This is a genomic window from Comamonas resistens (assembly GCF_030064165.1).
GTDB lineage: Bacteria > Pseudomonadota > Gammaproteobacteria > Burkholderiales > Burkholderiaceae_C > Comamonas > Comamonas resistens.
In genome coordinates this window covers 204,556-229,216 of record NZ_CP125947.1, presented here as the reverse complement: position 1 = coordinate 229,216, position 24,661 = coordinate 204,556, and the positions used below count along the sequence as shown (strand labels likewise).

The following is a 24,661-nucleotide window of genomic DNA, read 5'->3' as shown; positions in this document are numbered from 1 at the left end:
ATGGACCAATGCTGGTGAAATAAGAGACCCTGTGGCAAGTGACTGGCGGTTATATCACGCAGGCTTCGGCAGGGAGTGCCAGAATCCCACTGGTCTGATTGAGAAAAACCATGCCCCGTCCCATCATTGCCACCATTCATCCTGAAGCCGTTCGCCACAATCTGGAGCGGGTGCGGCAAGCCGTCCCCGACGCCAAATTGTGGTCTGTCGTCAAAGCCAACGCTTACGGCCACGGTATCGAAAACGTGTTTGAGGGCCTGCGGGCAACCGACGGCTTTGCCATGCTGGAGCTCGAAGAAGCCCAGCGCATACGCGCTCTGGGCTGGCGCGGCCCCATTCTTTTGCTCGAAGGTGTGTTCGAGCCGCGCGACCTGGAACTGTGCTCGCGCCTGTCCATCTGGCATGCCGTGCACTGCGATGAACAGATAGACTGGCTGGCCGCCCACAAGACCCAGGTCGGCCACCGTATCTTCCTCAAGATGAACAGCGGCATGAACCGCCTGGGCTTCACACCCGAGCGTTTTCGTGCGGCTTATGCGCGGCTGAACGCCCTGCCCCAGGTCGACGAAATCTCCTTCATGACCCATTTCAGCGATGCCGATGCGGACCATGGCATCGACCATCAGCTCAAGGTCTTTCACGAAACCACGCTGGACCTGCCCGGCGAGCGCAGCATCAGCAACAGCGCCGCCACCCTGCTACATGGAGAAGAGAGCGATGTGCGCTGCGACTGGGTGCGCCCCGGCATCGTGCTCTATGGCAGCTCGCCCGACTTCCCCGCGCATGACATCGCCCACTGGGGCCTGCAGCCCACAATGACCCTGTCCTCCAGGATCATCGGCACCCAGGAGCTGAAGGCCGGAGACTCCGTCGGCTATGGCTCCAAATTCAGGGCCGAAGCGCCTCTGCGCCTGGGCGTGGTGGCCTGCGGCTATGCGGACGGCTATCCGCGTGTTTGCCCCACGGGTACACCCGTGCTGGTGGACGGCGTGCGCACCCGTACGCTGGGCCGCGTCAGCATGGACATGATGGCCGTGGACCTGGGCCCCGTGCCCAAGGCCGGGCTGGGCAGCGAGGTCACGCTCTGGGGCCGGGCCCACAATGGCGCCGTGCTGCCCATCGACGAGGTGGCGGCCGCAGCCGGCACGCTGGGCTATGAGCTGATGTGCCATGTGACAGCACGCGTGCCCAAGGTGATCGAAGGCGCCGGTAGGTAAGCCGGCCCTGCTCCGTCAAAAAGCCAGGTGCATGGCGTCTGCCGAGCGTGGCGCAGCATCTGCAGGACTTGCCGGCAGGCTTGCAGCGACCGCAATGCGCCAAGCAGGCATCACCACTTGCGATTGCTCCGCGACCCTGTCCATGGGTCGCGGGCTTATCGCGGCGTGTCTGGATCAAAGTGCGTTGGCCAGTAATAGCTATCGGGTAACGGACGCGCGCCGAAGATGGCCTGCCCCACGCGCACCACGGTAGCGCCCTCCTCAATGGCAATCTCGAAATCGCCGGACATCCCCATCGACAGCGCATCCAGCTCCATGCCCGCAGGCGCGCTTTGCTGCAGCTGATCGCGCAGCTCGCGCAGGAGAATGAAACATCGACGCACCCGTTCGGCTTCGGCGGAAAACAGCGCCAGCGTCATCAGACCACGCACGCGCAACGCGGAAAACACAGGCAGTTGCTGGATGAAGCTCGGAACAGCCTCGGGACTCAAGCCGTATTTGCTGGCCTCGCCCGAGGTATTGACCTGTACAAACACGTCCAGCGACCGCCCCTGGGCCTGCAGATGTCTGTCCAGCGCCTCTGCCACGCGCAGGCTGTCCAATGCCTGGAACTCGCTGGCAAAACGTGCCACCAGCCTGGCCTTGTTGGTCTGCAGGTGGCCGATGACCGACCAGCGCAGATCGCTCAGGTCCTGCATGGACTCCCATTTGCCAAACGCCTCCTGTACCTTGTTCTCACCCAACAGGCGGCAGCCCGCCGCATGGGCCAGACGCAGGCTGGCTTGCGGCTTGGTCTTGCTGACGGGCAGCAAGCGCACGCTGGCTGGATCACGCCCCACGCGCTGGCAGGCAGCTGCAATGCGCTCCTGCACTGTGGCGAGGTTGCGGCGAAAGTCCTCTACCGTGCCGGCCTCGGGGTACAGACCGTGTTGGTCGTGCCGGGTCAGGGTTTCTGAAGTCATGATCATCCCCTCATGCTTGTTCGATGGCGGCTGTCGCGCCCGGCTGTGCGCTCCATGGAATCCTGCCGTTGAGGACCGCATAGGCGAGCAGCCCTATGACCAGCCCCCAGAAGGCGCCGCCAATACCCAGCAACGTGATGTTGGCGGCAGCAGCCAGGAAGGTGATCAACGCGGCCTCGCGCACCTTGGCATCCGCCAGGGCCGTGGCCAGGCTGGCGCCAATGGTGCCCAGCAGGGCGAGACCTGCCAGCGTGGTGATGAAGGTGGAGGGAAAGGCCATGAAGACTGCCGCCAGCGTCACACCGAACACGCCGACCACGATGTAGCACAGACCTGCGGCAACGCCGGCAATCCAGCGCCTGGAGGGATCTTCATGCGCCTCCCGGCCCGTGGCGATGGCGGCCGTGATCGCGGCGATGTTGAATGCGTGGGAGCCAAACGGCGCCATGAGCAGCGAGCCCAGGCCCGTGAACGTGACGATGGGGTTGGCACTGGTCTTGAAGCCATCGTTGCGCAGCACCAGCATGCCGGGCATGTACTGGCCGGTCAGCGTGATGAGAAACAGCGGCAGCGCGACGCTGAGCAGGGCATTGAGCGAGAACTCCGGCCTGGTGAACACTGGAGCAGCAAGCTGCAACTCCAGCCCGGACAGATCGACCCGATTCTGCGACAGCAAAAAGACCAGCCCCAGCACCAGGATGCCGACGACGGCATAGCGTGCCGAAATCCGTTTGAGCACCACATAGGTCGCGATCAGCAGGCCCGCCAGCATGGGATCGACGCTCATGCCACCAAACGCCTTGATACCGAATTGCAGCAGGATGCCCGCGAGCAGTCCGGCCGCAATGCCGGCGGGAATCAGCCGGATGACGCGCTCGAAATATCCCGACAGCCCCAGCACCACGAAAGCCAGCGCGGAGACCAGATAGGCTCCCACGGCCTCGGCATAAGGCGTGGTCGCCAGGGCCGTCACCAGGAAGGCCGCAGCAGGCGTGGACCAGGCCGTGATGATGGGCTCACGCGTCACCCAGCTCAGCAGCAGACCTGTCACCCCTACGCCAATCGAAATCGACCATACCCAGGAGGCCGTCAGCTCGGGGCCGAGGCCCGCCACCTTGGCCGCCTGGAACACAAGGATGAAGGTACCGCCGTAGTTGACGATGACCGAGATCAGGCCTGCCACGATGGGATGAAGGAGATCGTTGCAGCGAAGGCGCGCTGGCGAATGGATGGTTGGCATGTCTTGCAGTAGCTCTTGAAAATGGATCGGCCCTGGGGGCATTCGATTTATAGAATCAAAATGGCCTGATACTCCCGGCCACTTTTTTGTAGGAATACAGACCAATTGTTCAAGCACGCCCAACTCGAATCCGTCAAGGCCTGGATCGGCGACCCCGCTCATGGCGCCTTGCCGCTGCATGTCCGCATCCAGCGAGCCCTGCGCCAGCTGATCCTCGATGGCGCGCTGGACGTGGGCCGGCGCCTGCCGGCATCGCGCGCCCTGGCCCAATCGCTGTCCGTCTCGCGCGATACGGTGGAGGCCGCCTATGGCCAGTTGCATGCCGAAGGCTTTATCGAACGGCACACCGGCAGCGGCAGCTTTGTGTCCGAGCAGGTGCAACGCCTTCCGGGGCGCGGCCTGATGCAAAGTCCTTTGGCGCGCGTTCCCGCCCTGCGTTTGAGCCAACGCGGCGCAGCCATGTTCGCGGGCGGTGGCCTGCGTGACTTCTTCGCGCCACGCGCTTTTGCGCCCGGTGTGCCCGAGACACGCAACTTCCCGCTTCAGACCTGGGAGCGCTTGCAGCGGCAGGTGCTCAAGGAGCACGGCACCCGGGCTTTGCTGCACAGTCCACCGCAGGGCACCGAGGCTTTGCGCCAGGCCATTGCCGCCTATGTGAACCTGGAGCGCGGCGCGCGCGCCACACCTGAACGCGTGCTGGTGCTGACCAGTTCGCAACAGGCTCTGACCCTGTGCGCCAACGTACTGCTCGATGTCGGTGATCGCATCTTCATCGAAGACCCGGTGTATCACGGCGCACGCAAAGCCTTCGATGCGGCGGGGCTGGAATGTGTGCCCGTGCCGCTGGATGCCGATGGCATGCAGGTGGATCTATTGCAGACCATGCCGTGCGCCAAGGCGGTGTTCCTGACGCCATCCCACCAATTCCCGACGGGCACCACGCTGGCCCTGGATCGCCGGCTCGCCGCCATAGCCTGGGCGCAGCAGGAGCAGGCGTGGATCATCGAAGATGACTACGACAGTGAGTTTCACTACGCCGGCAAGCCCAAGGCCTGCGTGCAGGGGCTCGATCAGCACGAGCGCACCATCTATATCGGCACCTTCACCAAGTCGATGTTCCCCGGGCTGCGCATAGGCTATATGGTGTTGCCGACTTCGCTGGTTGCCCCCATGACGGTGGCGCGGACCTTGCTTGATGGACACAGCGCACCCATTGCGCAATTGACGCTGGCGCGGTTCATCGAAGGCGGGCACCTGGGAGCGCATGTGCGTACCATGCGCGCCGTCTATGCCGAGCGGCGTGACGTGCTGGCGCGGCTGGTGTGCGAGCATCTGGGGGATTTTCTGGAGCCGCGGGTGCCTGCGGGCGGCATGCAGATGCCGTGTGCCTTGATCCGCGACATTTCCGAACGCACCGCAGTGGATTGCGCTCGCAGAGCAGGCATCGACCTGCTCGGGTTGACGCAGTTGCATGCATCGAGCCAGCGCAAGGCGGGTTTCCTCATGGGATTTGCTGCACATACACCGCACGAGCTCGAAGTCGCTGCGAGGAAGCTGGCTCAGGTGCTGCAGGCACTAGGCCGCTGACAGCGAGCAGCGCGCGGCAAGGCCTCAGCCTGCCAGCTCCTGCAGCGCTGCCAGCAGCTGCTTCACATCGGCCTCGGTATGCAGCGCCGACAGTGCGATACGCAACCGAGCCGTGCCCACGGGCACGGTGGGAGGACGAATCGCGGGCACCCATAGGCCATGACGGCGCAACCCTTCCATAAGGCCGAGCGCAGCGTCATTGCTGCCCACCACCAGTGCCTGCACGGCCGTTTCCGATGGCAAAAGCTGCCAGCCCTTGCCCTGCAGCAAAGGCTGCAGACCCGCGCGCAGCTGGGCAATGCGGGCCTGCAGCTGATCGCGCAAAGCGCTCTGCTGCTCTATCAGCTGCAAGCTGGTCTGCAGGGCGCGCGCCAGCATCGCAGGGGCGGCCGTCGCAAAGGTGTAGCTGCGCGTTTTTTGCAGCAGCCACTCGATCAGCAGTTCATGGCCTGCCACAAAGGCGCCAGAGATACCGGCCGCCTTGCTCAGCGTGGCCATGTACAGCACGCGTGGCGAAGCCTTGGCACCCGTCAGCCCTGCAGCCGTCAGGCTGCCGCGGCCTTGCGGGCCAAGCACGCCGAAGCCGTGGGCATCGTCGAGCAGCAGCAGGGCGTCGTAACGCTCGCACAGCGCCAGCAGACCCTCGATATCAGCCAAATTGCCGTCCATGCTGAAGACGGCGTCACTCACCACCAGCTTGCGCTGCACCGGGCAAGCAGCCAGCAACTGCTCCAATGCGGCCAGGTCGCCATGCCCGAAACGGCGGATCTGGCCACGCGACAGGCGGCAGCCATCGATCAGGCTGGCGTGGTTCAGAGCGTCCGAAAAAATGGCGTCGCCCGCCCCCACCAACGCCGGGATGATGCTGGCATTGGTGGCAAACCCCGCATAGAAGTAAAGCGCACGGGGCAGTTGCACAAAACGGGCCAGCTCTTCCTCCAGCGCAGCATTGGCCGTGCTATGGCCGTTGACCATGGGAGAGCCGCCCGAGCCCACACCGAAATCCTGCGCACCGGCGCAGGCCGCCTCAATCATGGCCGGGTGCTGGGCCAGCCCCAGATAGTCGTTGCTGCAGAACTGCAGCATGGGCTGCCCGTCGACCAGAATGCGCGCGCCTTGCAGGGGCGCTACGGTACGGCGGGTGCGGCGCAGCGCGGCGGCGTCGAGCGCTGCCAGCTGCCGTGGAATATCCTGCAGCCAGAAATTGGAAGATGCGGTCATTGCCATTCCTTGGGCAAAGAGAAACTGGTCAGGCGAGGATCGGGAGTGGCCTGCCACGGAATATCGGCCAGCAGCGGCGCACCAAGCCGTCCCAGTTGGTTGCGCAGCCAGTCCATGTTTTCCTCAGGCACCAGCATCTGCGGCTCCACACGGCTTGCCACCCAGCCCGCCAGCGGCAAGCCGGCGGAGCGAATCGCCTCTGCGGTCAGCACCGCATGGTTCAGACAACCGAGCTTCAGCCCCACCACCAGCACCACCGGCAGCTGCAGCGCCACGGCCAGATCGGCAATGCACAGAGTCTCGGACAGCGGCACGCGCCAGCCACCCGCGCCCTCGACCACCACGGCATCTGCCTGCGCGGCCAGCTGCCGGTAGGCGTCGAGAATCGGCGCCAGCGTCACCTCCACGCCCGCGCGCCGGGCCGCGATATGCGGCGACATGGGATCAGGCAGCAGCACAGGATTGTCCAGCGCTGCCGGCACGGCCAGTGTGGAGGCCGCACGCAGGGCCACCGTGTCTTCGTTGACCCAGCCGCCCTGCCCGTCGGGATCGGCCCCGGCAGCTACGGCCTTCATGCCCACCACGCGCGAATGATGGGCTGCCAGTGCGTGCAGCAGCGCGCAGCTGGCCAGGGTCTTGCCCACACCGGTATCGGTGCCCGTGACGAAACAGCCGATCATGCTTTTCCCTTCTTCGCGGCGAGCTCCGCTTCCTGCTGCAAGGTGGTGTTCAGCGCGGCCAGCGCGGCCTGACCCAGGTGGGTGATATCGGCATCGTCCAGCACATAGGGCGGCATGCAGTACAGCGTGCGTCCTATGGGGCGCAGCAGCAGGCCCAGGTCCAGCGCCGCCTGGTTGTAGTGCTGTGCAAAGTCCGGCAAGGAGGTATCGATGTCCCAGGCCCAGATCATTCCCTGCTGGCGCGCGTTGCTGACGCGGGGGTGAGCATTCAGCCCGGCGAATGCAGCACTGATTTTTCGGGCCAGCTGCCGATTGGCGGCCAACTGGTCCAGCTGCTCGAACAGCTCCAGCGTAGCCACGGCAGCGCGGCAGGCCAGCGGGTTGCCGGTATAGGAGTGCGAGTGCAGAAAGCCGCGCGCAGCATCGTCGTCGTAAAAAGCGGCATAGATCTCATCGGTCGTCAGCACGGCAGACAAAGGCAGAGTGCCGCCAGTCAAACCTTTGGACAGACAGATGAAATCCGGCCTGATGCCGGCCTGCTGGTGGGCAAACAGGCTGCCGGTACGGCCAAAGCCCACGGCGATCTCGTCCACCACCAGATGCACGGAATAGCGGTCGCACAGCGCCCGGGCCAGACGCAGGTATTCGGCGTCATGCATGGCCATGCCGGCGGCGCACTGCACCAGCGGCTCCAGAATCAGGGCAGCAGTCTCCTGGTGATGCGCTTGCAGCCAGGCCTCCAGGCCCTCAGCTGCGCGGCGCGCCACATCGGCAGCGGTTTCGCCAGGCCGGGCCTGACGTGCATCGGGGCTGGGCACGGTGGCCGACAGGCGCACCAGGGGGCCATAGGCATCGCGAAACAGCGCAATATCGGTGACCGACAGCGCGCCTACCGTCTCGCCGTGGTAGCCGCCGGCCAGGCCCACAAAGCGGTGCTTGGCAGGATGCCCCTGGTTGCGCCAGTAATGGGCGCTCATCTTCAGCGCGATCTCGGTGGCCGAAGCGCCGTCGCTGCCGTAGAACGCATGGCCCAGGCCGGTCAGGCCGGCCAGGCGCTCGGACAGCTCGACCACGGGGGCGTGGGTGAAACCGGCCAGCATCACATGATCGAGCTTGTGCAACTGCTCGGTCAGCGCCGCCCGGATATGCGGATGCGAGTGACCGAACAGATTGACCCACCAGGAACTGATGCCGTCCAGATAGCGACGGCCATCGGTATCCACCAGCCAGGGCCCGATGGCATGGTCGATGGCAATCGGCGGCGCGGCTTCGTGCCGCTTCATTTGGGTGCAGGGATGCCAGACATGGCGCAGGCTGCGGCTGGCAAGACTGTGTTCCATCAAAAACTCCTGAGGCGAATCACCCGCCTTGTCAAAACGCAGGCGCAGCGCGGCCTGGCCCGCACCAGAGGCAGGGCCATGCAATTTGCAATGAGAAAGCCCCGGCGCGATGGCCGGGGAAGATTCAGGGATCAGCTTGCGGCCGATGCCCCCAGCCCCTTGAGGCCCAGCTTGCGCATCAAGGTGGTATCGGCCTCCACATCTGGATTGCCGGTCACCAGCAGCTTGTCGCCGTAGAAGATGGAATTGGCTCCCGCCATGAAGCACAGGGTCTGCACGGCCTCGCCCAGTTGCTGGCGGCCCGCCGACAGGCGCACGCGGGCCTTGGGCATGGTGATGCGCGCCACTGCGATCACACGGACAAAGTCCAGCGGATCCACCGGCTCGCTGTCGGCCAGCGGCGTGCCGGGCACGGGCACCAGGCTGTTGATGGGCACGGACTCGGGATAGGGCTCCATGTTCGCGAGCTGGGCAATCAGGCCGGCACGGTGGACCTCGGTCTCGCCCATGCCGATGATGCCGCCGCAGCACACGCTGATGCCCGCATCGCGCACGGCCGCCAGCGTGTCCAACCTATCCTGGTACTGGCGCGTGCTGACCACATCCTTGTAGTACTCGGGCGCGGTATCGAGGTTGTGGTTGTAGTAGTCGAGACCCGCATCGCGCAGCGATGCCGCCTGGTGTGGCTGCAGCATGCCCAGCGTGGCGCAGGTCTGCATGCCCAGCCCCTTCACGGCACCGATCAGCTCGTTCATCTTCTCGATGTCGCGGTCCTTGGGCGCGCGCCAGGCAGCGCCCATGCAAAAGCGGGTGGCTCCGGCATCCTGGGCCGCCTTGGCGGCGCGGGTGACTTCCTCCACGCTCATCAGCTTCTCGGCCTTCACGCCCGTATCGAACTCGGCCGACTGCGGGCAATAGCCGCAATTCTCGGGGCAGCCGCCGGTCTTGACGGACAGCAGGGTCGCCAGCTCGATCTCGCCTGCAGGCCAGTTCTCACGGTGCACGCTCTGAGCACGGTGCAACAAGTCCAGAAATGGCATATCCAGCAGGGACTGCACGGCCTCCACAGGCCAGCGCTGCACTTCGGGCGCCGCGGCGGGCTTGGCCGGCGCATGCCAGTGCACGGTCTGGCTGCCACCGGCGGCTTGCTGTGCGTCGGCGGCACGCACTGGGTTGTCTTGCTCGGGCACGGAATGGGACATCGCGGTCTCTCCTCAATCGGGGGAATGCCGCGCATTTTGGGCAAAAAAATCAAGGATTTACAGAGCCCACATGCAAATAGTTGCCAGCCAAAGAGTTACAGCAAGAAGCGCTATTTTTGAGCACTATTTCAATGCATTTGACATATTTTCAGCACTCATTAGAAACAGCTAGCCATAACTTCTGCCAAATTGAGCTCTTGTGCACTCAATTAAGTGAAATACACCAGATTCAGACCCTGGATTTCAACGAGGAAGAGCGTAGATATCGGCAAAAAACACGGTTTTTGGCGATTTTTACCCGGACAAGGCCTGGATCAGGGCCAGAAACGGTGCTGTACCGCCCGTGCAAAGGCGCACAAACACCCCAAACTGGCGGATTTAATTCCCTCAACTCTTGTTGGACATTCGCACCGGGCGCAAAAAAGCCGCAGCAAGGCTGCGGCTATGGGGCTGGAGGCCTGGGCTTAGAAGGCGTGAGCCATGCCCACGCCGAACGAAGTTCCAGAGTCCGCGCCGTACTCGTAGCTCTTGCGCCCCAGGCTGGCATAGAGCGTGGTGCGCTTGGACAGCGCGTAGTCGGCGCCCAGGGAGTAGAAATGATTGGTCTGCTCCTGCATGCGCTGGCGTCCATAACCGGCCTTCAGCGTGGTCTGCCCCATCTGGTAGGTGGCGCCCAGCGTCAGGGCCTTGGCCGAGAGTGCCGTCTGGGCCACGCGCGAATAGTCCCAGGCGGCCATCACGGCGGCCGCGCCAAAGCGGTATTTACCAGCCACGAAAGTGTCCTTGTCACCGCTGCCGTTGCGCTCGAAGGCCAGCATTCCGCTCAGGCTGTCAGAGTCGTAGTTGAGGGAGGCCGAATAGCCACGCCCCTCACGGCGCAAGGTCAGCGGCACCTCGGTTCGCTCCGGCGAGGCGCTCAGATGCAGGGTGAAGCCGCCCACCGTGGGCGAGTCGTAGAAGATGCCGTTGGCCATGCGCCCATATTCGGCCGTGCCGTTGTTGCTGTAGCGGTCGGTAGGCGTGAGGTAGTGCCACTGGTACCAGGCCGGCGAGGAAATGCGGTTGAAGTTGGCCCAGGGGTCGAACTTCCAGTCCTGCGACCACATGGCCGACAGGGCGCGACCCAGGCGCAGATGGCCAAAGCCGCCTTGCAGGCCCACCGTGGACTCGTCGTGCCAGAACGGCTTGCTGCCCGCGCCCTCCATGGTCCCGGTGTCGATATCGAAACGGGTACTCAGGCGGAATGTGGCCTTGAGGCCGCCGCCCAGGTCTTCCCAGCCGGCAATGGCCAGATTGCTGCGCTGGATGGTGCCGGCCTGAGCCGTGCCATCAAAGCCCCGAAAGATGCCGCCATCAATCAGGCCGCCAATGCTGACGTTGGAAGACTGCGCTGCCGCAGGCAGCACGGCAGACAAAAGAGTGAAACATGTGGAACAAGCAATGCCAGTACGCAAGCGCATGCCGGTGGTTCTCCTTGAATTGTGAAGTCACTGCCCCCGCAGCCAGCCCTTGGCACAGCAGAAGACAGAGAAGGTCGAAGACCTGTGAGATGAGGCGATGACAGGCAGTCAGGCACGGCCTGATGCACTGAAGACAGCCGGAACATGGCTGGCAGTTGGGCTGCCAATTCCGACCCGAGAAGCCTGCTCAAAAAGCAGGCAACGAGACGCATTATGAAAGTGGGGCCTTGGCAGAGTCCAGCCCAGCGTCAGCTTGGTTCAGCCGCTGCGCGCCACGCCGGAAGCAGCCCAGATGCGGTTCATTTCGCTGCAAAACGGCTGGGCGCAGGGTGCCAGGCCCTGGTACTGACAGCCTTCGGTGCTGCACAGATGCGAGCGATGCTCGCTGTTGCGGCGCGGCACGGGCAGGGCATTGGCAGCCTGAGCGGCGGCCATCATCAGCCAGGGATCTGACTTGTTCTGCAGCAGCTGCTGCACTTCCTGCGCCAGCGCGGGCGCGGGCATGGTCAGAGGCAGACCGGCCATCTGCCCGGCCATTTGTGCAGGCGCAGCCTGGGCGGAGGTCGCAGCGATGGGTTGCAGCTCCAGCCACAGCAAGGCGCTGGTGGCGAGTGGGGTGGCCGCCGCTGAAGATTGCGGCTGCAGCACCAGCGCCAATGGGCCGCTGCTCAACGCCCCCAGATCCACCACGGGCAAACGCAAGGCCGGCCCCTGCCCCTGAACAGCCTGGGTGGATGCCGCGCCCACAGCTTGCGCCCAGGCGGCAGGCACTTGCAGTGTCAGAGAAAAGCCACGTTCACCCTGCGGCGTGACCAGCATGCCCTGTTGCACCAGCCAGTTCTGCAACTGAGGCAAACGTGGAGTGACAGCGGCAGCGGGCGTCGCAGTTGTGCCCTGCTGCGCCTGCTCCAGCGCCACGGCGGCCGTGGGCGACAGGGCTGCTGCCGTCTGCAAGGCCGAGCTGGGCGGCTGCGCGCCAGACACCGCGGCCTGCGCCAAGGCCTGCATCAGCGCCACCGATCCCTGCTGGCCGGCCAGCAGTTGCAATGGCTGGGCCTGTCCCTGCAGGTTGACCTGCACCTGCGCCAGCAGGTTCTGCACAAACTGCTGCACGGCCGCTGGCAGACCCTGGCTGGGCCAGCTTGCCGCAGGCGCCCCGGGTTGGGCTTGCACCTGCAGGGCCAGTTGCGCAATCAGATATTCAAAGGCCTGGAGCTTGAGGTTCTGCAAGGTTTGCGGCGACCACTGAACGATGCTGGTTGCCGGAGACGCCGCTTGAGCAGCCTGCTCCTGCTGGGCAGCGGGTACGCCTGCGGCACTGACGGCGGCCACATTGCCGGCCGACGCAGCCGCTTGCCCCGTGGGGATGGACACGGGCAGAACAGGGGCGATCGGTTGCAGGGGCGCAGTCATGCGGTCAGCGGTGCTTGAGCATCAAAGCCAGAATCAGGCCATTGTGCCGCTCCGGCAGCGGACTATCAAAAAAAGAGCTGCCAGCGCTTTATGGGAAAGCGTCAGAGCCATTTTTTACTAAGAATCCCTACCGAATCAGGCTTCTGCCGGATAGAACAGCTTGCGCGTCGGCGTGGACTGCACCGACTTGGCGATGGCGCCAATGTGATCGGGCGTGGTGCCGCAGCAGCCGCCCACGATATTGACCAGACCTTCGGCCGCGAACTCATGCACCAGACGGCTGGTGATCTCGGGCGTTTCGTCGAAACCCGTGTCGCTCATGGGATTGGGCAGGCCGGCATTGGGGTAGCAGCTGATGAAGGTGTCAGGTGCGGCCTTGACCAGCTCCTGCACATAGGGACGCATCAGGCTGGCCCCCAGGGCGCAGTTCAGGCCTATGGACAGCGGATTGGCATGACGCACACTGTGCCAGAAGGCCGTCACGGTCTGGCCGCTGAGAATACGGCCCGAGGCATCGGTCACCGTACCGCTGATCATGATGGGCAGCACCTGGCCGGTCTGCTCAAAGGCTTCGTCCACGGCAAACAGCGCGGCCTTGGCGTTGAGGGTGTCGAAGATGGTCTCGACCAGGATCACGTCGGCACCGCCTTCGATCAGGGCCAGCGTCTGCTCCAGATAGGCCTGGCGCAGTTGCTCGAAAGTGATGTTGCGCGCGGCAGGGTCGTTCACATCGGGGCTGATCGATGCGGTCTTCGGCGTGGGGCCCAGGGCGCCGGCCACATAGCGCTTGTGGTCGGGCGTGCTGTATTTGTCGCAGGCCGCACGCGCCAGTTGGGCGCTCTTGAGGTTCATCTCATAGGCCAGATCGGCCATGTGATAGTCCTCCTGCGCAATCGTGGTCGCACCAAAGGTATTGGTCTCAATCAGATCGGCGCCAGCGGCAAGGTATTTCTCGTGGATGTCGCGGATCACGTCGGGACGGGTGAGCGACAGCAGCTCGTTATTGCCCTTGACGTCGTAGGCAAAGTCCTTGAAACGCTCGCCCGCGCCATCAGCGCCGGTATAGCCTTCGCCGCGATACTGGGCCTCTCCCAGCTTGAAGCGCTGGATCATGGTACCCATGGCGCCGTCCAGAATGACAATGCGCTGGGCAAGAGTGGCGGGCAATTCTTGGGCCCGGGTATAGGCAGGAAGGTTTTTCGGCTGGCTCATAGCTCGTCATTGTAGGAAGCTTGCACAGACCCGGCTCCCAGTTCTGGGTAAACCAGCCATGCCCTGGGTGATCGACGATCCGGCGCCGCGCCTGTGGACACCGTGCCCGACAACAACGGCTACCGGTCCGGGTAACCCGCCTTGGCCATGCGAAAAGTCAGGTTCCAGCGCTCGTTGCCCAACAGATGGTGACTGCCGTCCTTGAGCGGGCCAACGCCGTGATAGACCAGACGCGTGGGCCCGCCCCAGACCAGCACATCGCCATGGACCAGCGCAATGCGCCGGACCGGGTCCTGGCGCCTGAGGCCACCCCAGAGAAAAGTGCAGCCCAGGCCCAGCGATACCGAAACAATCGGTGCAGCGAAGTCGGCCTCATCCTGGTCACGATGCAGGCCCATCTTTGCGCCGGGCCGGTAGCGGTTGACCAGGCAGGCGTCGGGAACAAAATCCGCATAGCCGGCCGCCTGCGCCGCAGCCCGGGCCTGGAGGGCCAGGAAAGCCGGCATGGCGGGCCATGGCCGGCCGGTCTGCGGGTCCACGGCGCTGTAGCTGTAGCCGCCAGCGTCGCTGATCCAGCCCCAGGCGCCACAGCTGGTGGTGGCGACAGACATGGACTTGCCGCCAGGCACCTGCATGATCCTGAAGGGCGACACGGCCTGCAGCGCCTGCACCTCGGCAATCCATTGCCCGGCCTGTGCCGTGGCAAAGCCGCGCAGCAGCAGTGCGCCCTCGTCCAGCCGCTCTGGGGCAGTGGGCTCGGCATCGGTATCGAACAGCGGGAGAGTCATAGGGTTTGGGCGGGTGGGCGCTGTGATTGTGCGCCGCCTAGAATGGCGGCTCTAGCGGGATAACCGAAGCTCTGCCTCGAAACCCGGTGTGTTCGACCACCACGGTCGGCCGACAGGGCCTGCGGACCCGGTGCGCCACCGGTTTCGCATGGAGCAAACGCATGAGCGCTCGCGTCTGGCTGCTGGCCCTGGCGACCTTCGTCACGGGGCTGGCGGAAAACATCACCGTCGGCATATTGCCGGCACTGGCAGAAGGCCGACAGACTCCCTTGGGTGTCGCGGGCCAGCTGACTACGGCTTTTTCCCTGAGCTTTGCGGCGGGCGCGCCCCTCGCGTCCCGGTTCGCCAGCCGTTGGGAGCTGCGCCGCCTGCTGTGCCCGGCGCTGGGCTTTTTCATCGCCTGCAATCTTGCCGCCGCATTGGCAAACGGCTATGAGCTGCTGCTGGCCTCGCTCATGGGCTGGCACGGCGTGCTCGCAAGTCTGGCCGTGCTGGCCGGCGTCGTGCTGACGCTGGCACACCTGGCTCTGCCGCTTTTTCACGGCAGCGAGCGCATTGCGACTGCTGCCTATCTGCGGCATCTGCGCGATGGGCGGCTGGCCAGCGCACCGGCAGTCTGTGCGGCTTCGGCATGCCGCTCCAATTCCTGCAAGGCCTGCAGCTTTTCCAGCCAGGCGGCCAGCAAATACTCCCTGAGCGCCTTGTCTGCATTGGAAAAAGGCGTGGTCATGGGCAGCAGACGTTCAATGACAGTTTGACTGAGCGCTAGATGTTACTGTGCGGAGGTGGTAGCGGGCATGGTGCGGTAAGTTACGCGCCATGTTACTGGGAGGCAAGCGTTTGCGAAGCCCCATTTTCAGGCGGTGCACTTGAACTGCCTGGACAGCCCCAAAAACGGGGCTTGTGCAAAGAGGATTTGCAAAAAACAGACAAGTCAGCGGTTGACTCCACTTGATCGGGGTCGGTTGCGAATGAAAAACCTATTGCGTTGTCAGGTACATTTCCTGAAAAAGATTGTCTTTAAAGACAAGGTCCAGAAAAGCAGATTGATGATTCTTTTTTACCACCAGTCTGAAGTTGTTTTCAGGATGGGTTAAATGCATATTATAAGATTTGGGATATGCCATCTTCAATGAAGATACGTTGATACCTTTTCTCAAAAAAAGGTTGCCGCCCAAACTTATTTTGAAATTTTTACTGGGTTTCACGTAGGTGACGAAAATATCATTCGGCCTCTCTTCTGAATAGTTGTAAACGATATGCTCGGATGCTACGTTGTACACCACCTCATTGGCATTGAATTCCACGAAAGGAATATTTATATCTTTTGATGGATAAGCCTTTGCTCGGTTGTCTTTGTCGCTGAGGATATTTTTGAGATGGTTGAATTTTGTGTACAAGGACTTATTGTTCAAAAAAATATCACCAAACTCAATGGAATCGAATTCTGTTTGAGCGGTAGATAGGGTGCATGAAAAACAAAATATTGCAGCAACCAATATTTTGATTTTTTTGCACCTCCATTTTTGGGAATATCCATTTCCGTCCACCGCTTCAAGGGCGCAGACTGGGGCGGTCAGCAAAGGGGAAGTCATGATCGCCCCCTTGCGGCTCAAGCCTTGCGCGAGTGCGCGAAAGCCAGCATGGCCTGCAGCATGCGCTGCATGGTGGGCTGGATGCGTGCCGCGACTTCTGGCAGATAGTCGAAGGGCATGTGCTCCTGCATGTAGCTGGACTGCGTCATTTCGAGCTGCACGGCGTGGAAGCCCTGCTCGGGCTGGCCATAGTTGCGCGTGATGTAGCCGCCCTTGAAGCGGCCGTTGAGCACGCTGGTGTGGCCGGGAGCCTGCCTGGCAATATCCAGCAGCTGCTGGGCCAGCGCGGGGTCGCAGCTCTTGCCGTCGGCCGTGCCCAGGTTCAGGTCGGGCAGCTTGCCTTCGAAGAAGCGCGGAAGCACCGAGCGGATGCTGTGCGCGTCCCACAGCATGGCCGTACCGTGCACGCTCTTGATGCGATCCAGCTCGGCGCGCAGCTGGCCGTGGTAGGGCTGCCACCAGGCCTCGCGGCGACGCGCGATCTCGGCGTCGTCCGGCTCGTCCGCCTTGCTGGCGTACAGCGGCGTGTCGTCGAAAGTGTCTACCGGGCACAGGCCCGTGACGCTCTGGCCCGGATAGAGGCTGGCGCCATCGGGCGGACGGTTAAGGTCGATCACATAGCGCGAATGCGTGGCTACTAGGATGGAGGCGCCCAGCGCCTTGGCGAAGTCATAGAGCGCGGGCATGTGCCAGTCCGTGTCATGGACCTCGCGGCCCTCGGGCGTGAGCTTGGCGGCAATGTCGGCCGGCACATGGGTGCCGGTATGAGGCATGGAGATCAGCAGCGGTGCCGTGCCCTGGTGGAAGATGAAGGGGGGGATGGATGGGCTCATGGGAGGAGCGTCTTTCTCGAAAAATCAGGCGGCCCGCAGCAACTGGCTGCGTGCCTTGGTGAAGGCCTGTTTGGCGGCTTCATGGCCATTGTGCCGGCCCTGGCTCACGCGCAGGCGGCCATTGACCCAGACGTCGGCAATGGCCGACGTGCGATGGCTGGCAAACACATGGCTTGCATGGGCGCTGTCGGCCGGCAGGCCGGCCAGCGCCACATGCTCGGCGTTCAGCACGACGAAGTCGGCCTGTCGACCCACGACGAGGCCGGCCACTTCACCCCGTGCCACGCGGCCCGAGGCCTGGGCGCCGCCGGCCACGGCCTGCAGCGTCATGGAGGTCGCCACCTGAGGCTGCAGCCCGCCGCCCAGCACATTGCGCTGGCGCAGGTGCAGGCGCTGGCTGTATTCCAGCATCAGCAGTTCCTCGGCCGCGTTCACCGTGGCGTGGCTGTCCGAGCCCACGCCCCAGCGGCCGCCATGCTGCAGCCACAGCGGCATGTCGAAGATGCCGTCGCCCAGATTGGCCTCGGTCGTGGGGCAGATGCCGGCCACGGCGCCGCTCCTGGCGGCGCTCGCGTACTCCTCGGGCTTCATATGGGTGGCGTGGATCAGGCACCAGCGCGGGTCCACGGGAGCATGCTCCATCAGCCATTGCACGGGGCGCTGGCCGCTCCAGGCCAGGCAGTCATCGACCTCCTGGGTCTGTTCGGCAATATGGATGTGCACGGGCGCCTGGGGCAGCATGGCGTGCAGACCGGCCACGGCGGCCTTCAGGCTGTCGGGCGGTACGGCGCGCAGCGAGTGCGGGGCCAGACCCAGAACAGCGTTCTGCGCTTGTGTGGCGGGCGTCAGGCGCTGCAACAAAGAGAGCATATTGTCCGTGCTGCGGATGAAGCGGGCCTGATCCTCGCGCGGCGGCTTGCCGCCGAAGCCGCTGGTCTGGTAGAGCACGGGCAGCAGCGTCATGACGATGCCGGTCTTCTCGGCCGCGCGCAACAGGGCCAGCGACAGCGTGGCGTCGTCGGCATAGGGCTTGCCGCCCACATCGTGGTGCACATAGTGGAACTCGCAGACCGAGGTATAGCCGGCCTCCAGCATCTCCAGATACAGCCAGGTCGCGATCGCTTCCAGCGCCTCGGGCGTCATGCGGTTGGCAAAGCCGTACATCAGATTGCGCCAGCTCCAGAAGCTGTCCTGCGCCTGGCCGCGGAACTCGGTCAGCCCGCCGAACGCGCGCTGGAAGGCGTGCGAGTGCAGATTGGGCATGCCGGGAATCACAGGGCCTGCGGCACGGATCGCATCCTCGGCCTCGCCAGCCTCGCCGCTTTGCAGATCCACATCGGTGAGTACCTCGGTCAGGCGGCCTTTTTCATCCCAGCTCAGCAGGACATTGCGCGCCCAGCCCGCGGGCAGCAAGGCATCTGCGGCAAACAAGGTACGTGGGGCGAGAGAGGGTGCGGTCATGGCAGTCAGCTCAAAGAGTGCGGTGAAAATCAGACGGCGACGGGCTCGGCCATCGCCACGAGCAGGGCCTGGACAAAGCGCGCGTTGTCCTGCTCGGTGCCTATGGAGACGCGCAGGAAATGCTCGAAACCCGGCTCCTTCCAGGGCTTGATGATCACGCCGCGCCGCAGCAGCGCCTCGGTCACGGGGCCGTTGGGACGGCCTATGTCGAGGAACAGGAAATTGGCCACCGAAGGCGCGATGCGCAGGCCCTGCAGCGGTCCGCCGGGCGCGGCCAGGGCCTTCAGCTCGTGGCGCAAGGCCTCGCGCAGCGCCACCGTGGTCGCGACGCCCGAGCGCATGTGCGTGGGATCGCTCCAGGCTGCCAGCGCCGCGCGCTGGGCCGCCAGGTTCACGTTGAAGGGCGAACGCACCTTGTCCAGCAGTTGCACGAAAGCGGCGCTGTCGGCCATGCCATAGCCCACGCGCAGGCCTGCCAGGCCCCAGGCCTTGGAGAAGGTGCGCAGCACGATCCACGGGCCCTGGCGTGCGGCCAGCATGGCCAGCACGTCGGGGTAGTCCTCGTCATGCAGCGCGTATTCGTAATAGGCCTCGTCCACCACCAGGATGGTGCTGCCGGGCGTGGCCTCCAGCACGCGCGCGAACTGCGCCACGTCCATCATGCAGCCCACGGGGTTGGACGGGTTGGGCAAAAAGGCGATCTTGGGCGCCTTGGCCATGGCCGCGCACCAGGCGTCGATGTCGAAGCCCAGTTCGGCGTCGAGCTCGAGCAGCTCCACCTGGGCGCCCATCATGCGCGGGTAGATCTCGTGCAGGCCGAACACGGGGCGCTGGGTCACGACCAGATCGCCGGGCGAGAGAAACACCTCGCAGAGGATCTTGATCAGGTCTTCCGAGCCGTTGCCGAACACCAGGCGGTCGGCGGCCATGCCGCTGCGCTCGGCAATCGCCTGGCGCAGCGCCGTGCAATGGGCATCGGGGTAGTTGCCCACAGCGTCGGCCACGCCGGCCAGGGCCTGGCGCACGGCGGGGCTGACGCCGAACGGGTTTTCGTTGCTGGCCAGGCGCGCGATGTCGGTGACGCCGTAGCGCGCGCGCACGGCCTCGTTGGACAGGCCTGCGTTGTAGGCGGGCAAAGGACGCGCTTCGGGGCGCGCCAGCGTGGCGATCGGAGAGTCAGTCATCAGTCGAAAACCTTTCCTGGATTCATCAGGCCCAAAGGGTCCAGCGCCTGCTTGATGGAGCGCATCACGGCCAGTTCCTGCGGCGTGCGGCTGGCTTGCAGATAGGGCTTTTTGTGCAGGCCTATGCCGTGCTCGGCCGAGACGCTGCCCTGGAATTCGCCCACCAGGCGGTAGAGCTCGGCTTCCACGGCATTGCATTCACCGCCCACGGTCTTGCCGTCCACCGAGACGTGCAGATTGCCGTCGCCCACATGGCCGAAGTACAGCGCATGCTTGGCCGGCCAGCGCGCGCTGAACGCGGCTTCGCAGGCCTGGGCAAACCGGCCGATGTCGGCCTGAGGCAGGCTCACGTCGAAGTTGATGGCCGGATGCATATTGTTGTTGAGCTCGGCCGGCGCCTCGCGCAGCTTCCACAGCGTCTGCGCCTGGGCCACGGACTGGGCAACGATGGCGTCCAGCACTTCGCCGGCCTCCATGGCTTCCTCGAGCACCTGCTGCACGTCGCCCTGCAGCTGGGATTCGTTCTTGCCGTCCACATTGATCAGCGCCAGCAGCGGATGGCGTTCGGCGAACGGCGCACTGAGCTTGAGCCAGGACAGCGAAGCCTGCACAAAGCTGTCCCACATCAGCTCGTAGGCCGCCACGCTGTTGCCGAAGCGCGATTGCATGCGCTTGAGTACGGCCAGGGCCGCGTCGAAATCGGGCATGGCCACCAGCGTGGTGGCCGTGGCCTGGGGCGCGGGGCGCAGACGCAGCAGCACGCGCGTAACCACGCCCAGCGTGCCCTCGGCACCGATGAAGAACTGCTTGAGGTCGTAGCCCGTGTTGTTCTTGATCATGGGCCGCAGCATGGGCAGCACCGTGCCGTCGGCCAGCACCGCCTCCAGGCCCAGCACCTGCTCGCGCATCATGCCGTGCTGCAGCACGCCGTTGCCGCCCGCATTGGTGGCGACATTGCCGCCGATCTGGCAGCTGCCGCGCGCGCCCAGGTCCACGCCGAAGACCATGCCTACGGCCACGGCCGCTTCCTGCACGGCCTGCAGCGTGACGCCGGCCTGCACCTGCATCAGGCCGGCGCGGGTGTCGGTGCTCTCGATGGTATTCATGCGCTCCAGCGACAGGGCAATGGCGCCCTGGCTGGGCACGGCGGCGCCGGCCAGGCCCGTGAGCCCGCCCTGGGGCACGACGGCCACCTTGTGGGCCGTGCACAGGCGCAGCACCGCGCTGACCTCCTGCGTGCTGCGCGGACGCACCAGCGCCAGGGGGCGTTGCGGCGGCGTGCCGCTCCAGTCCGTGTGGTAGCGCTCGGGCACGTCGGCGCCGCGCTGCGCCACGTCGGCACCCAGGGTGGAAATCAGTTCATCGAGAAATTTTTCGTGTGACATCGGCTAGCCTTTCAGGCTCCCCGTGCTCAGCCGCCGGTCCGGGCGATCCGGCCCTGGCGCACCACGGTGCAATCGGGCTTGTAGCCGAACCAGTAGGCCAGCTCGGCCGCATGGCGCACCGGCCACAGCACGAAGTTGGCAGGCCGGCCCGCGGCGATCAGGCCCTGCTCGTGCTGCAGGCCCAGGGCCAGCGCCGCATGGCGGGTAATGCCGGCCAGGGCCTCGGGCACCGTGAGCCTGAACAGCGTGCAAGCCATATTGGCCATGAGCAGCAGGCTCAGAGCCGGGGAGGTACCTGGATTGTGATCCGTGGAAACGGCCATGGGGACCTTGGCGGCCCTCAAACCGTCGATAGGCGGCAGCTTTGTGTCGCGCAGCGTGTAGAAGGCGCCGGGCAGCAGCACGGCCACGGTGCCCGCATCCCGCATGGCGGCGATGCCGTTCTCGGACAGATGCTCGATATGGTCGCAGGACAGAGCGCCATAGCGCGCGGCCAGCGCCGCGCCTTCCATGTTCGACAGCTGCTCGGCATGCAGCTTCACGGGCAAGCCCAGCGCCTGTGCGGCCTGAAAGACCTGTTCGGTCTCGGCCAGCGAAAACGCGATGCGCTCGCAGAACACGTCCACGGCGTCGATCAGGCCTTCGGCAGCCAGCGCGGGCATGATGTCGCGGCAGACTAGGTCGATGTAGTCCTGGCTTCCTTGAGGTTTGCCCGCGTACTCGGGCGGCAGCGCATGGGCGCCGAGAAAGGTGGTGCGCACGGTCACGCCGCGCAGCTCGGCGAGGCGGCGCGCCACGCGCAGCTGCTTGCGCTCGTGCTCCAGTGACAGGCCGTAGCCCGATTTGATCTCGATGGCGGTCACGCCCTCGGCCAGCAGCTGATCCAGGCGCGGCAAGGCCTGGGCGATCAGCTCTTCCTCGGAAGCTTCGCGCGTGGCCTTGACGCTGGAGACGATGCCGCCGCCGGCCCTGGCCACTTCCTCGTAAGTGGCGCCGGCCAGGCGCATGGCGAATTCGTTGGCGCGCTCGCCGCCATAGACCAGGTGGGTATGGCAGTCGACGAGGCCCGGCGTGGCCAGGCGTGCGCCGCCGTCATGGGCGGGCAGGCCGGCGTAGACGGCGGGAACCTGGTCCTGCGGACCCACCCAGACGATGCGGCCCTGCTGCACCACGATGCAGGCCGGCTGCCCATCGGCCAGCGGCACATCGGCCGCGAACAACTCGGGCGCCAGACGCAGATTGAGCCAGCGCCCGTCGGCGGAAGTGTGAGGCTTTGCGGCTTGCGTCATGGCATGGGTTCCTTTGAATGATTCTCTGATTCGATAGCTTCCAGCGCTGGTTGTGCATTGGTTTCAGAAGGATTTCATATCCAATGACCTATGTACCTAGCGCCGGAAGCTCTTTTTTGAATAGCAGCCTATGCGGCCTGGTGCAGGCTCACCAGCACCAGCCGGCTGTGTGCATCATGAGGCAGCAAAGGCTCGGCATCCTCGGCAGCGTCCCACCACAGGCCCTGGCCGGCCTGCAGCAGGGTCCGGCCCTGGACAAAGCCGCCCTGCAGCACCAGGCAAAGGCCCGCGGCACTGCGACCCGGCCGTACCGCGGCGTCATGAATGCTCACCTCGGCCGACCACTGGCCGCGCCGCGTCATGACGTTGAAGTCGGTGGACGTGCCGCCCAGCAGGCTGCAGTCCAGCGCCACATCGCCAGAAAACGCAAACGGCTGCCAGCGCTGCTGCAGCGCATGGTCTATGCCCGCCGCGGCGCTGACCAACTGCACCCCGTCGCCGTCCAGCAGCATGATCTGCCGGTCTATGCCCGGAAATGCCGAAAACGGCCCCGCCTGGGAAATCATCGCCACGCTGATGCGCCAAGCAAAGCTGTCCATGCCTGCTCCAGGCGGAAAACACACGATCTCGCGCGTGCTGCCGCCCCCGTTCTTCCACGGGCTGGGCGCAATCTGGTTCAGGTCAAAGCGTTGCATGAGGGTAGATATCCGTAAAAACTGGCGCGCCCCAACTCAGAGGTGCCGAGCAAGAGCCGTCTCGCGGCGAAGGCACCGTCCCCCTCCCCTAGCGCGCAGCGCGTAGAGAGAGGGGGGAAGGCGCGCAGCGCCTCAGGGGGTGATTACTTCACCATCGGCAAGTTCAGCCCATGGCGCTTGGACGCCTCCACGGCAATCTCGTAGCCCGCATCCGCATGGCGCATCACGCCCGTGGCCGGGTCGTTCCACAGCACGCGGCCCAGGCGCTTGGCGGCTTCGTCGGTGCCGTCGGCCACGATGACCACGCCCGCATGCTGGGAGTAGCCCATGCCCACGCCGCCGCCATGGTGCAGGCTGACCCAGGTCGCGCCGCCCGCCGTGTTCAACAGGGCGTTGAGCAGCGGCCAGTCGGAGACGGCGTCGGTGCCGTCCTTCATGGCTTCGGTTTCGCGGTTGGGGCTGGCCACGGAGCCGCAGTCCAGGTGGTCGCGACCGATGACGATGGGGGCCTTGAGCTCGCCGTTCTTGACCATCTCGTTGAAGGCCAGGGCCGCCTTGTGGCGCTCGCCCAGGCCCAGCCAGCAGATGCGCGAGGGCAGGCCCTGGAAGGCGATGCGCTCACGCGCCATGTCCAGCCAGCGGTGGGTATGCTTGTTCTCGGGGAACAGCTCCTTGATCTTGGCGTCGGTCTTGTAGATGTCCTCGGGATCGCCCGACAGCGCTACCCAGCGGAACGGGCCCTTGCCCTCGCAGAACAGCGGGCGGATATAGGCGGGCACGAAGCCGGGGAAGTCGAAGGCGTTCTTCACGCCTTCGTCGAACGCCACCTGGCGGATGTTGTTGCCGTAGTCCACCGTGGGGATGCCCATGGCCTGGAAGTCCAGCATGGCTTGCACATGCTGGGCGCAGCCCTGGGCGGCGGCCTTGCTCAGGCGCGCATGCTGGCCGGGGTCGGCGGCAGCGGCTTCCCACTGCGCCACGGTCCAGCCCACGGGCAGGTAGCCGTTGATCAGGTCGTGGGCCGAGGTCTGGTCGGTCACAATGTCGGGGCGAGGGCCGCCGGCCTTGGCGCGCTTGACCAGCTCGGGCAGGATTTCGGCCGCATTGCCCAGCAGGGCGATGGAGACGGCCTCGCCCTTTTCGGTGTGGTGCTTGATCAGGGCCAGCGCGTCGTCGATGTCCTTGGCCTGCTTGTCCACATAGCGGGTGCGCAGGCGGAAGTCGATGCTGCTCTGCTTGCACTCGATGTTCAGCGAGCAAGCGCCGGCCAAGGTGGCGGCCAGGGGCTGGGCGCCGCCCATGCCGCCCAGGCCGGCCGTGAGAATCCACTTGCCGGTCAGGTCGTTGTTGTAGTGCTGGCGGCCGGCCTCGACAAAGGTCTCGAAGGTGCCTTGCACGATGCCCTGGCTGCCGATGTAGATCCAGCTGCCGGCCGTCATCTGGCCGTACATGAACAGGCCCTTCTGGTCCAGCTCGTTGAACTTCTCCCAGGTGGCCCACTTGGGCACCAGGTTGGAGTTGGCCAGCAGCACGCGCGGTGCGTCGGGATGGGTCTTGAACACGCCCACGGGCTTGCCCGACTGGATCAGCAGCGACTCGTCGGCCTCCAGCTTCTTGAGCTGGGCCAGGATTTCGTCAAAGCATTCCCAGTTGCGCGCCGCGCGGCCGATGCCCCCGTAGACCACCAGGGCCTTGGGGTTCTCGGCCACATCGGGGTCCAGGTTGTTCTGCAGCATGCGGTAGGCGGCCTCGGCCAGCCAGTTCTTGCAATGCAGCTGGCTGCCGTGGGGAGCGCGGATGACGCGACTGGCGTCGTAGCGGGGATCGGCTGCGGCTTGGAGGATGGCGTCGTTGGCGTTCATGGTCTGATCCTTCATGAAAAAACGGTGAAAAGCTC

At 64.8% G+C, this 24,661-nt stretch carries 21 protein-coding genes; 3 read left to right on the top strand and 18 right to left on the bottom strand.

The genetic code is table 11. From position 1 onward, the window contains the following. Positions 1 to 110: 110 nt before the first annotated feature. Positions 111 to 1,217, top strand: coding sequence for an alanine racemase (alr, locus tag QMY55_RS00975; RefSeq protein WP_283486869.1), 1,107 nt, complete (start codon positions 111 to 113; stop codon positions 1,215 to 1,217). A 155-nt stretch (positions 1,218 to 1,372) separates the two neighbouring features. Here alr and QMY55_RS00970 read toward each other — a convergent pair whose 3' ends face one another. Next, on the bottom strand, positions 1,373 to 2,185 hold the full coding sequence (locus tag QMY55_RS00970) for a YggS family pyridoxal phosphate-dependent enzyme (RefSeq protein WP_283486868.1): 813 nt from the start codon (positions 2,183 to 2,185) through the stop codon (positions 1,373 to 1,375). 4 nt (positions 2,186 to 2,189) lie between these two features. After that, the gene (locus tag QMY55_RS00965; protein ID WP_283486867.1) at positions 2,190 to 3,419 is read right to left on the bottom strand and encodes a benzoate/H(+) symporter BenE family transporter; all 1,230 of its coding nucleotides are present in this window, start codon (positions 3,417 to 3,419) and stop codon (positions 2,190 to 2,192) included. Between the two features lie 105 nt (positions 3,420 to 3,524). Between QMY55_RS00965 and pdxR the strand changes: the two genes are divergently transcribed. Beyond that, entirely contained in the window at positions 3,525 to 5,006 is a 1,482-nt protein-coding gene (gene pdxR / locus QMY55_RS00960) for a MocR-like pyridoxine biosynthesis transcription factor PdxR (RefSeq protein ID WP_283486866.1), read from the top strand. 24 nt (positions 5,007 to 5,030) lie between these two features. Here pdxR and bioF read toward each other — a convergent pair whose 3' ends face one another. The 8 genes from bioF to alkB all read right to left on the bottom strand — a co-directional run bounded on the left by bioF (position 5,031) and on the right by alkB (position 14,322). Further along, positions 5,031 to 6,227 carry an 8-amino-7-oxononanoate synthase gene (gene bioF / locus QMY55_RS00955; protein ID WP_283486865.1) on the bottom strand — a complete coding sequence of 399 codons (1,197 nt, stop codon included), beginning with the start codon at positions 6,225 to 6,227 and terminating at the stop codon, positions 5,031 to 5,033. Then, positions 6,224 to 6,907 (bottom strand): dethiobiotin synthase, encoded by a 684-nt coding sequence (bioD, locus tag QMY55_RS00950; protein WP_283486864.1) that lies wholly within the window; start codon positions 6,905 to 6,907, stop codon positions 6,224 to 6,226. The genes bioF and bioD overlap by 4 nt, the downstream gene beginning before the upstream one ends. Continuing rightward, on the bottom strand, positions 6,904 to 8,247 hold the full coding sequence (bioA, locus tag QMY55_RS00945; RefSeq protein WP_283486863.1) for an adenosylmethionine--8-amino-7-oxononanoate transaminase: 1,344 nt from the start codon (positions 8,245 to 8,247) through the stop codon (positions 6,904 to 6,906). Before bioA ends, bioD begins: the two co-directional genes overlap by 4 nt. 131 nt (positions 8,248 to 8,378) lie before the next feature. Further along, entirely contained in the window at positions 8,379 to 9,449 is a 1,071-nt protein-coding gene (bioB, locus tag QMY55_RS00940) for a biotin synthase BioB (RefSeq protein WP_283486862.1), read from the bottom strand. Between the two features lie 464 nt (positions 9,450 to 9,913). After that, positions 9,914 to 10,909, bottom strand: a complete 996-nt coding sequence (locus tag QMY55_RS00935; protein ID WP_283486861.1) for a porin — start codon at positions 10,907 to 10,909, stop codon at positions 9,914 to 9,916. Positions 10,910 to 11,167: 258 nt separating this feature from the next. Continuing rightward, positions 11,168 to 12,322, bottom strand: coding sequence for a Fe-S oxidoreductase (locus tag QMY55_RS00930; RefSeq protein WP_283486860.1), 1,155 nt, complete (start codon positions 12,320 to 12,322; stop codon positions 11,168 to 11,170). A 135-nt stretch (positions 12,323 to 12,457) separates the two neighbouring features. Next, positions 12,458 to 13,534 carry a homocysteine S-methyltransferase family protein gene (locus tag QMY55_RS00925; protein ID WP_283486859.1) on the bottom strand — a complete coding sequence of 359 codons (1,077 nt, stop codon included), beginning with the start codon at positions 13,532 to 13,534 and terminating at the stop codon, positions 12,458 to 12,460. Positions 13,535 to 13,653: 119 nt separating this feature from the next. Beyond that, entirely contained in the window at positions 13,654 to 14,322 is a 669-nt protein-coding gene (alkB, locus tag QMY55_RS00920) for a DNA oxidative demethylase AlkB (protein ID WP_283486858.1), read from the bottom strand. A 161-nt stretch (positions 14,323 to 14,483) separates the two neighbouring features. Between alkB and QMY55_RS00915 the strand changes: the two genes are divergently transcribed. Next, the gene (locus QMY55_RS00915; protein ID WP_283486857.1) at positions 14,484 to 15,080 is read left to right on the top strand and encodes an MFS transporter; all 597 of its coding nucleotides are present in this window, start codon (positions 14,484 to 14,486) and stop codon (positions 15,078 to 15,080) included. A 222-nt stretch (positions 15,081 to 15,302) separates the two neighbouring features. Here QMY55_RS00915 and QMY55_RS00910 read toward each other — a convergent pair whose 3' ends face one another. The 8 genes from QMY55_RS00910 to hutU all read right to left on the bottom strand — a co-directional run bounded on the left by QMY55_RS00910 (position 15,303) and on the right by hutU (position 24,626). Continuing rightward, positions 15,303 to 15,917 (bottom strand): hypothetical protein, encoded by a 615-nt coding sequence (locus tag QMY55_RS00910; protein ID WP_283486856.1) that lies wholly within the window; start codon positions 15,915 to 15,917, stop codon positions 15,303 to 15,305. Between the two features lie 17 nt (positions 15,918 to 15,934). Continuing rightward, the gene (gene hutG, locus QMY55_RS00905; RefSeq protein WP_283486855.1) at positions 15,935 to 16,750 is read right to left on the bottom strand and encodes an N-formylglutamate deformylase; all 816 of its coding nucleotides are present in this window, start codon (positions 16,748 to 16,750) and stop codon (positions 15,935 to 15,937) included. Between the two features lie 24 nt (positions 16,751 to 16,774). Continuing rightward, complete coding sequence (locus QMY55_RS00900; RefSeq protein ID WP_283486854.1) at positions 16,775 to 18,211, bottom strand: formimidoylglutamate deiminase; 1,437 nt, start codon at positions 18,209 to 18,211, stop codon at positions 16,775 to 16,777. 29 nt (positions 18,212 to 18,240) lie between these two features. Beyond that, positions 18,241 to 19,395, bottom strand: a complete 1,155-nt coding sequence (locus QMY55_RS00895; RefSeq protein WP_283486853.1) for a histidinol-phosphate transaminase — start codon at positions 19,393 to 19,395, stop codon at positions 18,241 to 18,243. Then, positions 19,395 to 20,780: an FAD-binding oxidoreductase gene (locus tag QMY55_RS00890; RefSeq protein ID WP_283486852.1), complete on the bottom strand. Its 1,386-nt coding sequence runs from the start codon at positions 20,778 to 20,780 to the stop codon at positions 19,395 to 19,397. Before QMY55_RS00890 ends, QMY55_RS00895 begins: the two co-directional genes overlap by 1 nt. A 26-nt stretch (positions 20,781 to 20,806) precedes the next feature. Continuing rightward, a complete protein-coding gene (gene hutI, locus QMY55_RS00885) occupies positions 20,807 to 22,069 on the bottom strand; it encodes an imidazolonepropionase (RefSeq protein ID WP_283486851.1) in 1,263 nt (420 codons plus the stop codon). A gap of 128 nt (positions 22,070 to 22,197) precedes the next feature. Continuing rightward, positions 22,198 to 22,764, bottom strand: coding sequence for a HutD/Ves family protein (locus QMY55_RS00880; RefSeq protein WP_283486850.1), 567 nt, complete (start codon positions 22,762 to 22,764; stop codon positions 22,198 to 22,200). 143 nt (positions 22,765 to 22,907) lie between these two features. After that, the gene (gene hutU / locus QMY55_RS00875) at positions 22,908 to 24,626 is read right to left on the bottom strand and encodes a urocanate hydratase (protein ID WP_283486849.1); all 1,719 of its coding nucleotides are present in this window, start codon (positions 24,624 to 24,626) and stop codon (positions 22,908 to 22,910) included. Positions 24,627 to 24,661 lie beyond the last annotated feature (35 nt).

Coding starts and splice junctions, on each gene's coding strand:
- alr (WP_283486869.1), top strand. CDS start 111: ATGCCCCGTCCCATCATTGCCACCATTCATCCTGAAGCCGTTCGCCAC.
- QMY55_RS00970 (WP_283486868.1), bottom strand. CDS start 2,185: ATGATCATGACTTCAGAAACCCTGACCCGGCACGACCAACACGGTCTG.
- QMY55_RS00965 (WP_283486867.1), bottom strand. CDS start 3,419: ATGCCAACCATCCATTCGCCAGCGCGCCTTCGCTGCAACGATCTCCTT.
- bioF (WP_283486865.1), bottom strand. CDS start 6,227: ATGACCGCATCTTCCAATTTCTGGCTGCAGGATATTCCACGGCAGCTG.
- bioD (WP_283486864.1), bottom strand. CDS start 6,907: ATGATCGGCTGTTTCGTCACGGGCACCGATACCGGTGTGGGCAAGACC.
- bioA (WP_283486863.1), bottom strand. CDS start 8,247: ATGGAACACAGTCTTGCCAGCCGCAGCCTGCGCCATGTCTGGCATCCC.
- bioB (WP_283486862.1), bottom strand. CDS start 9,449: ATGTCCCATTCCGTGCCCGAGCAAGACAACCCAGTGCGTGCCGCCGAC.
- QMY55_RS00935 (WP_283486861.1), bottom strand. CDS start 10,909: ATGCGCTTGCGTACTGGCATTGCTTGTTCCACATGTTTCACTCTTTTG.
- QMY55_RS00930 (WP_283486860.1), bottom strand. CDS start 12,322: ATGACTGCGCCCCTGCAACCGATCGCCCCTGTTCTGCCCGTGTCCATC.
- QMY55_RS00925 (WP_283486859.1), bottom strand. CDS start 13,534: ATGAGCCAGCCGAAAAACCTTCCTGCCTATACCCGGGCCCAAGAATTG.
- alkB (WP_283486858.1), bottom strand. CDS start 14,322: ATGACTCTCCCGCTGTTCGATACCGATGCCGAGCCCACTGCCCCAGAG.
- QMY55_RS00915 (WP_283486857.1), top strand. CDS start 14,484: ATGAGCGCTCGCGTCTGGCTGCTGGCCCTGGCGACCTTCGTCACGGGG.
- QMY55_RS00910 (WP_283486856.1), bottom strand. CDS start 15,917: ATGACTTCCCCTTTGCTGACCGCCCCAGTCTGCGCCCTTGAAGCGGTG.
- hutG (WP_283486855.1), bottom strand. CDS start 16,750: ATGAGCCCATCCATCCCCCCCTTCATCTTCCACCAGGGCACGGCACCG.
- QMY55_RS00900 (WP_283486854.1), bottom strand. CDS start 18,211: ATGACCGCACCCTCTCTCGCCCCACGTACCTTGTTTGCCGCAGATGCC.
- QMY55_RS00895 (WP_283486853.1), bottom strand. CDS start 19,395: ATGACTGACTCTCCGATCGCCACGCTGGCGCGCCCCGAAGCGCGTCCT.
- QMY55_RS00890 (WP_283486852.1), bottom strand. CDS start 20,780: ATGTCACACGAAAAATTTCTCGATGAACTGATTTCCACCCTGGGTGCC.
- hutI (WP_283486851.1), bottom strand. CDS start 22,069: ATGACGCAAGCCGCAAAGCCTCACACTTCCGCCGACGGGCGCTGGCTC.
- QMY55_RS00880 (WP_283486850.1), bottom strand. CDS start 22,764: ATGCAACGCTTTGACCTGAACCAGATTGCGCCCAGCCCGTGGAAGAAC.
- hutU (WP_283486849.1), bottom strand. CDS start 24,626: ATGAACGCCAACGACGCCATCCTCCAAGCCGCAGCCGATCCCCGCTAC.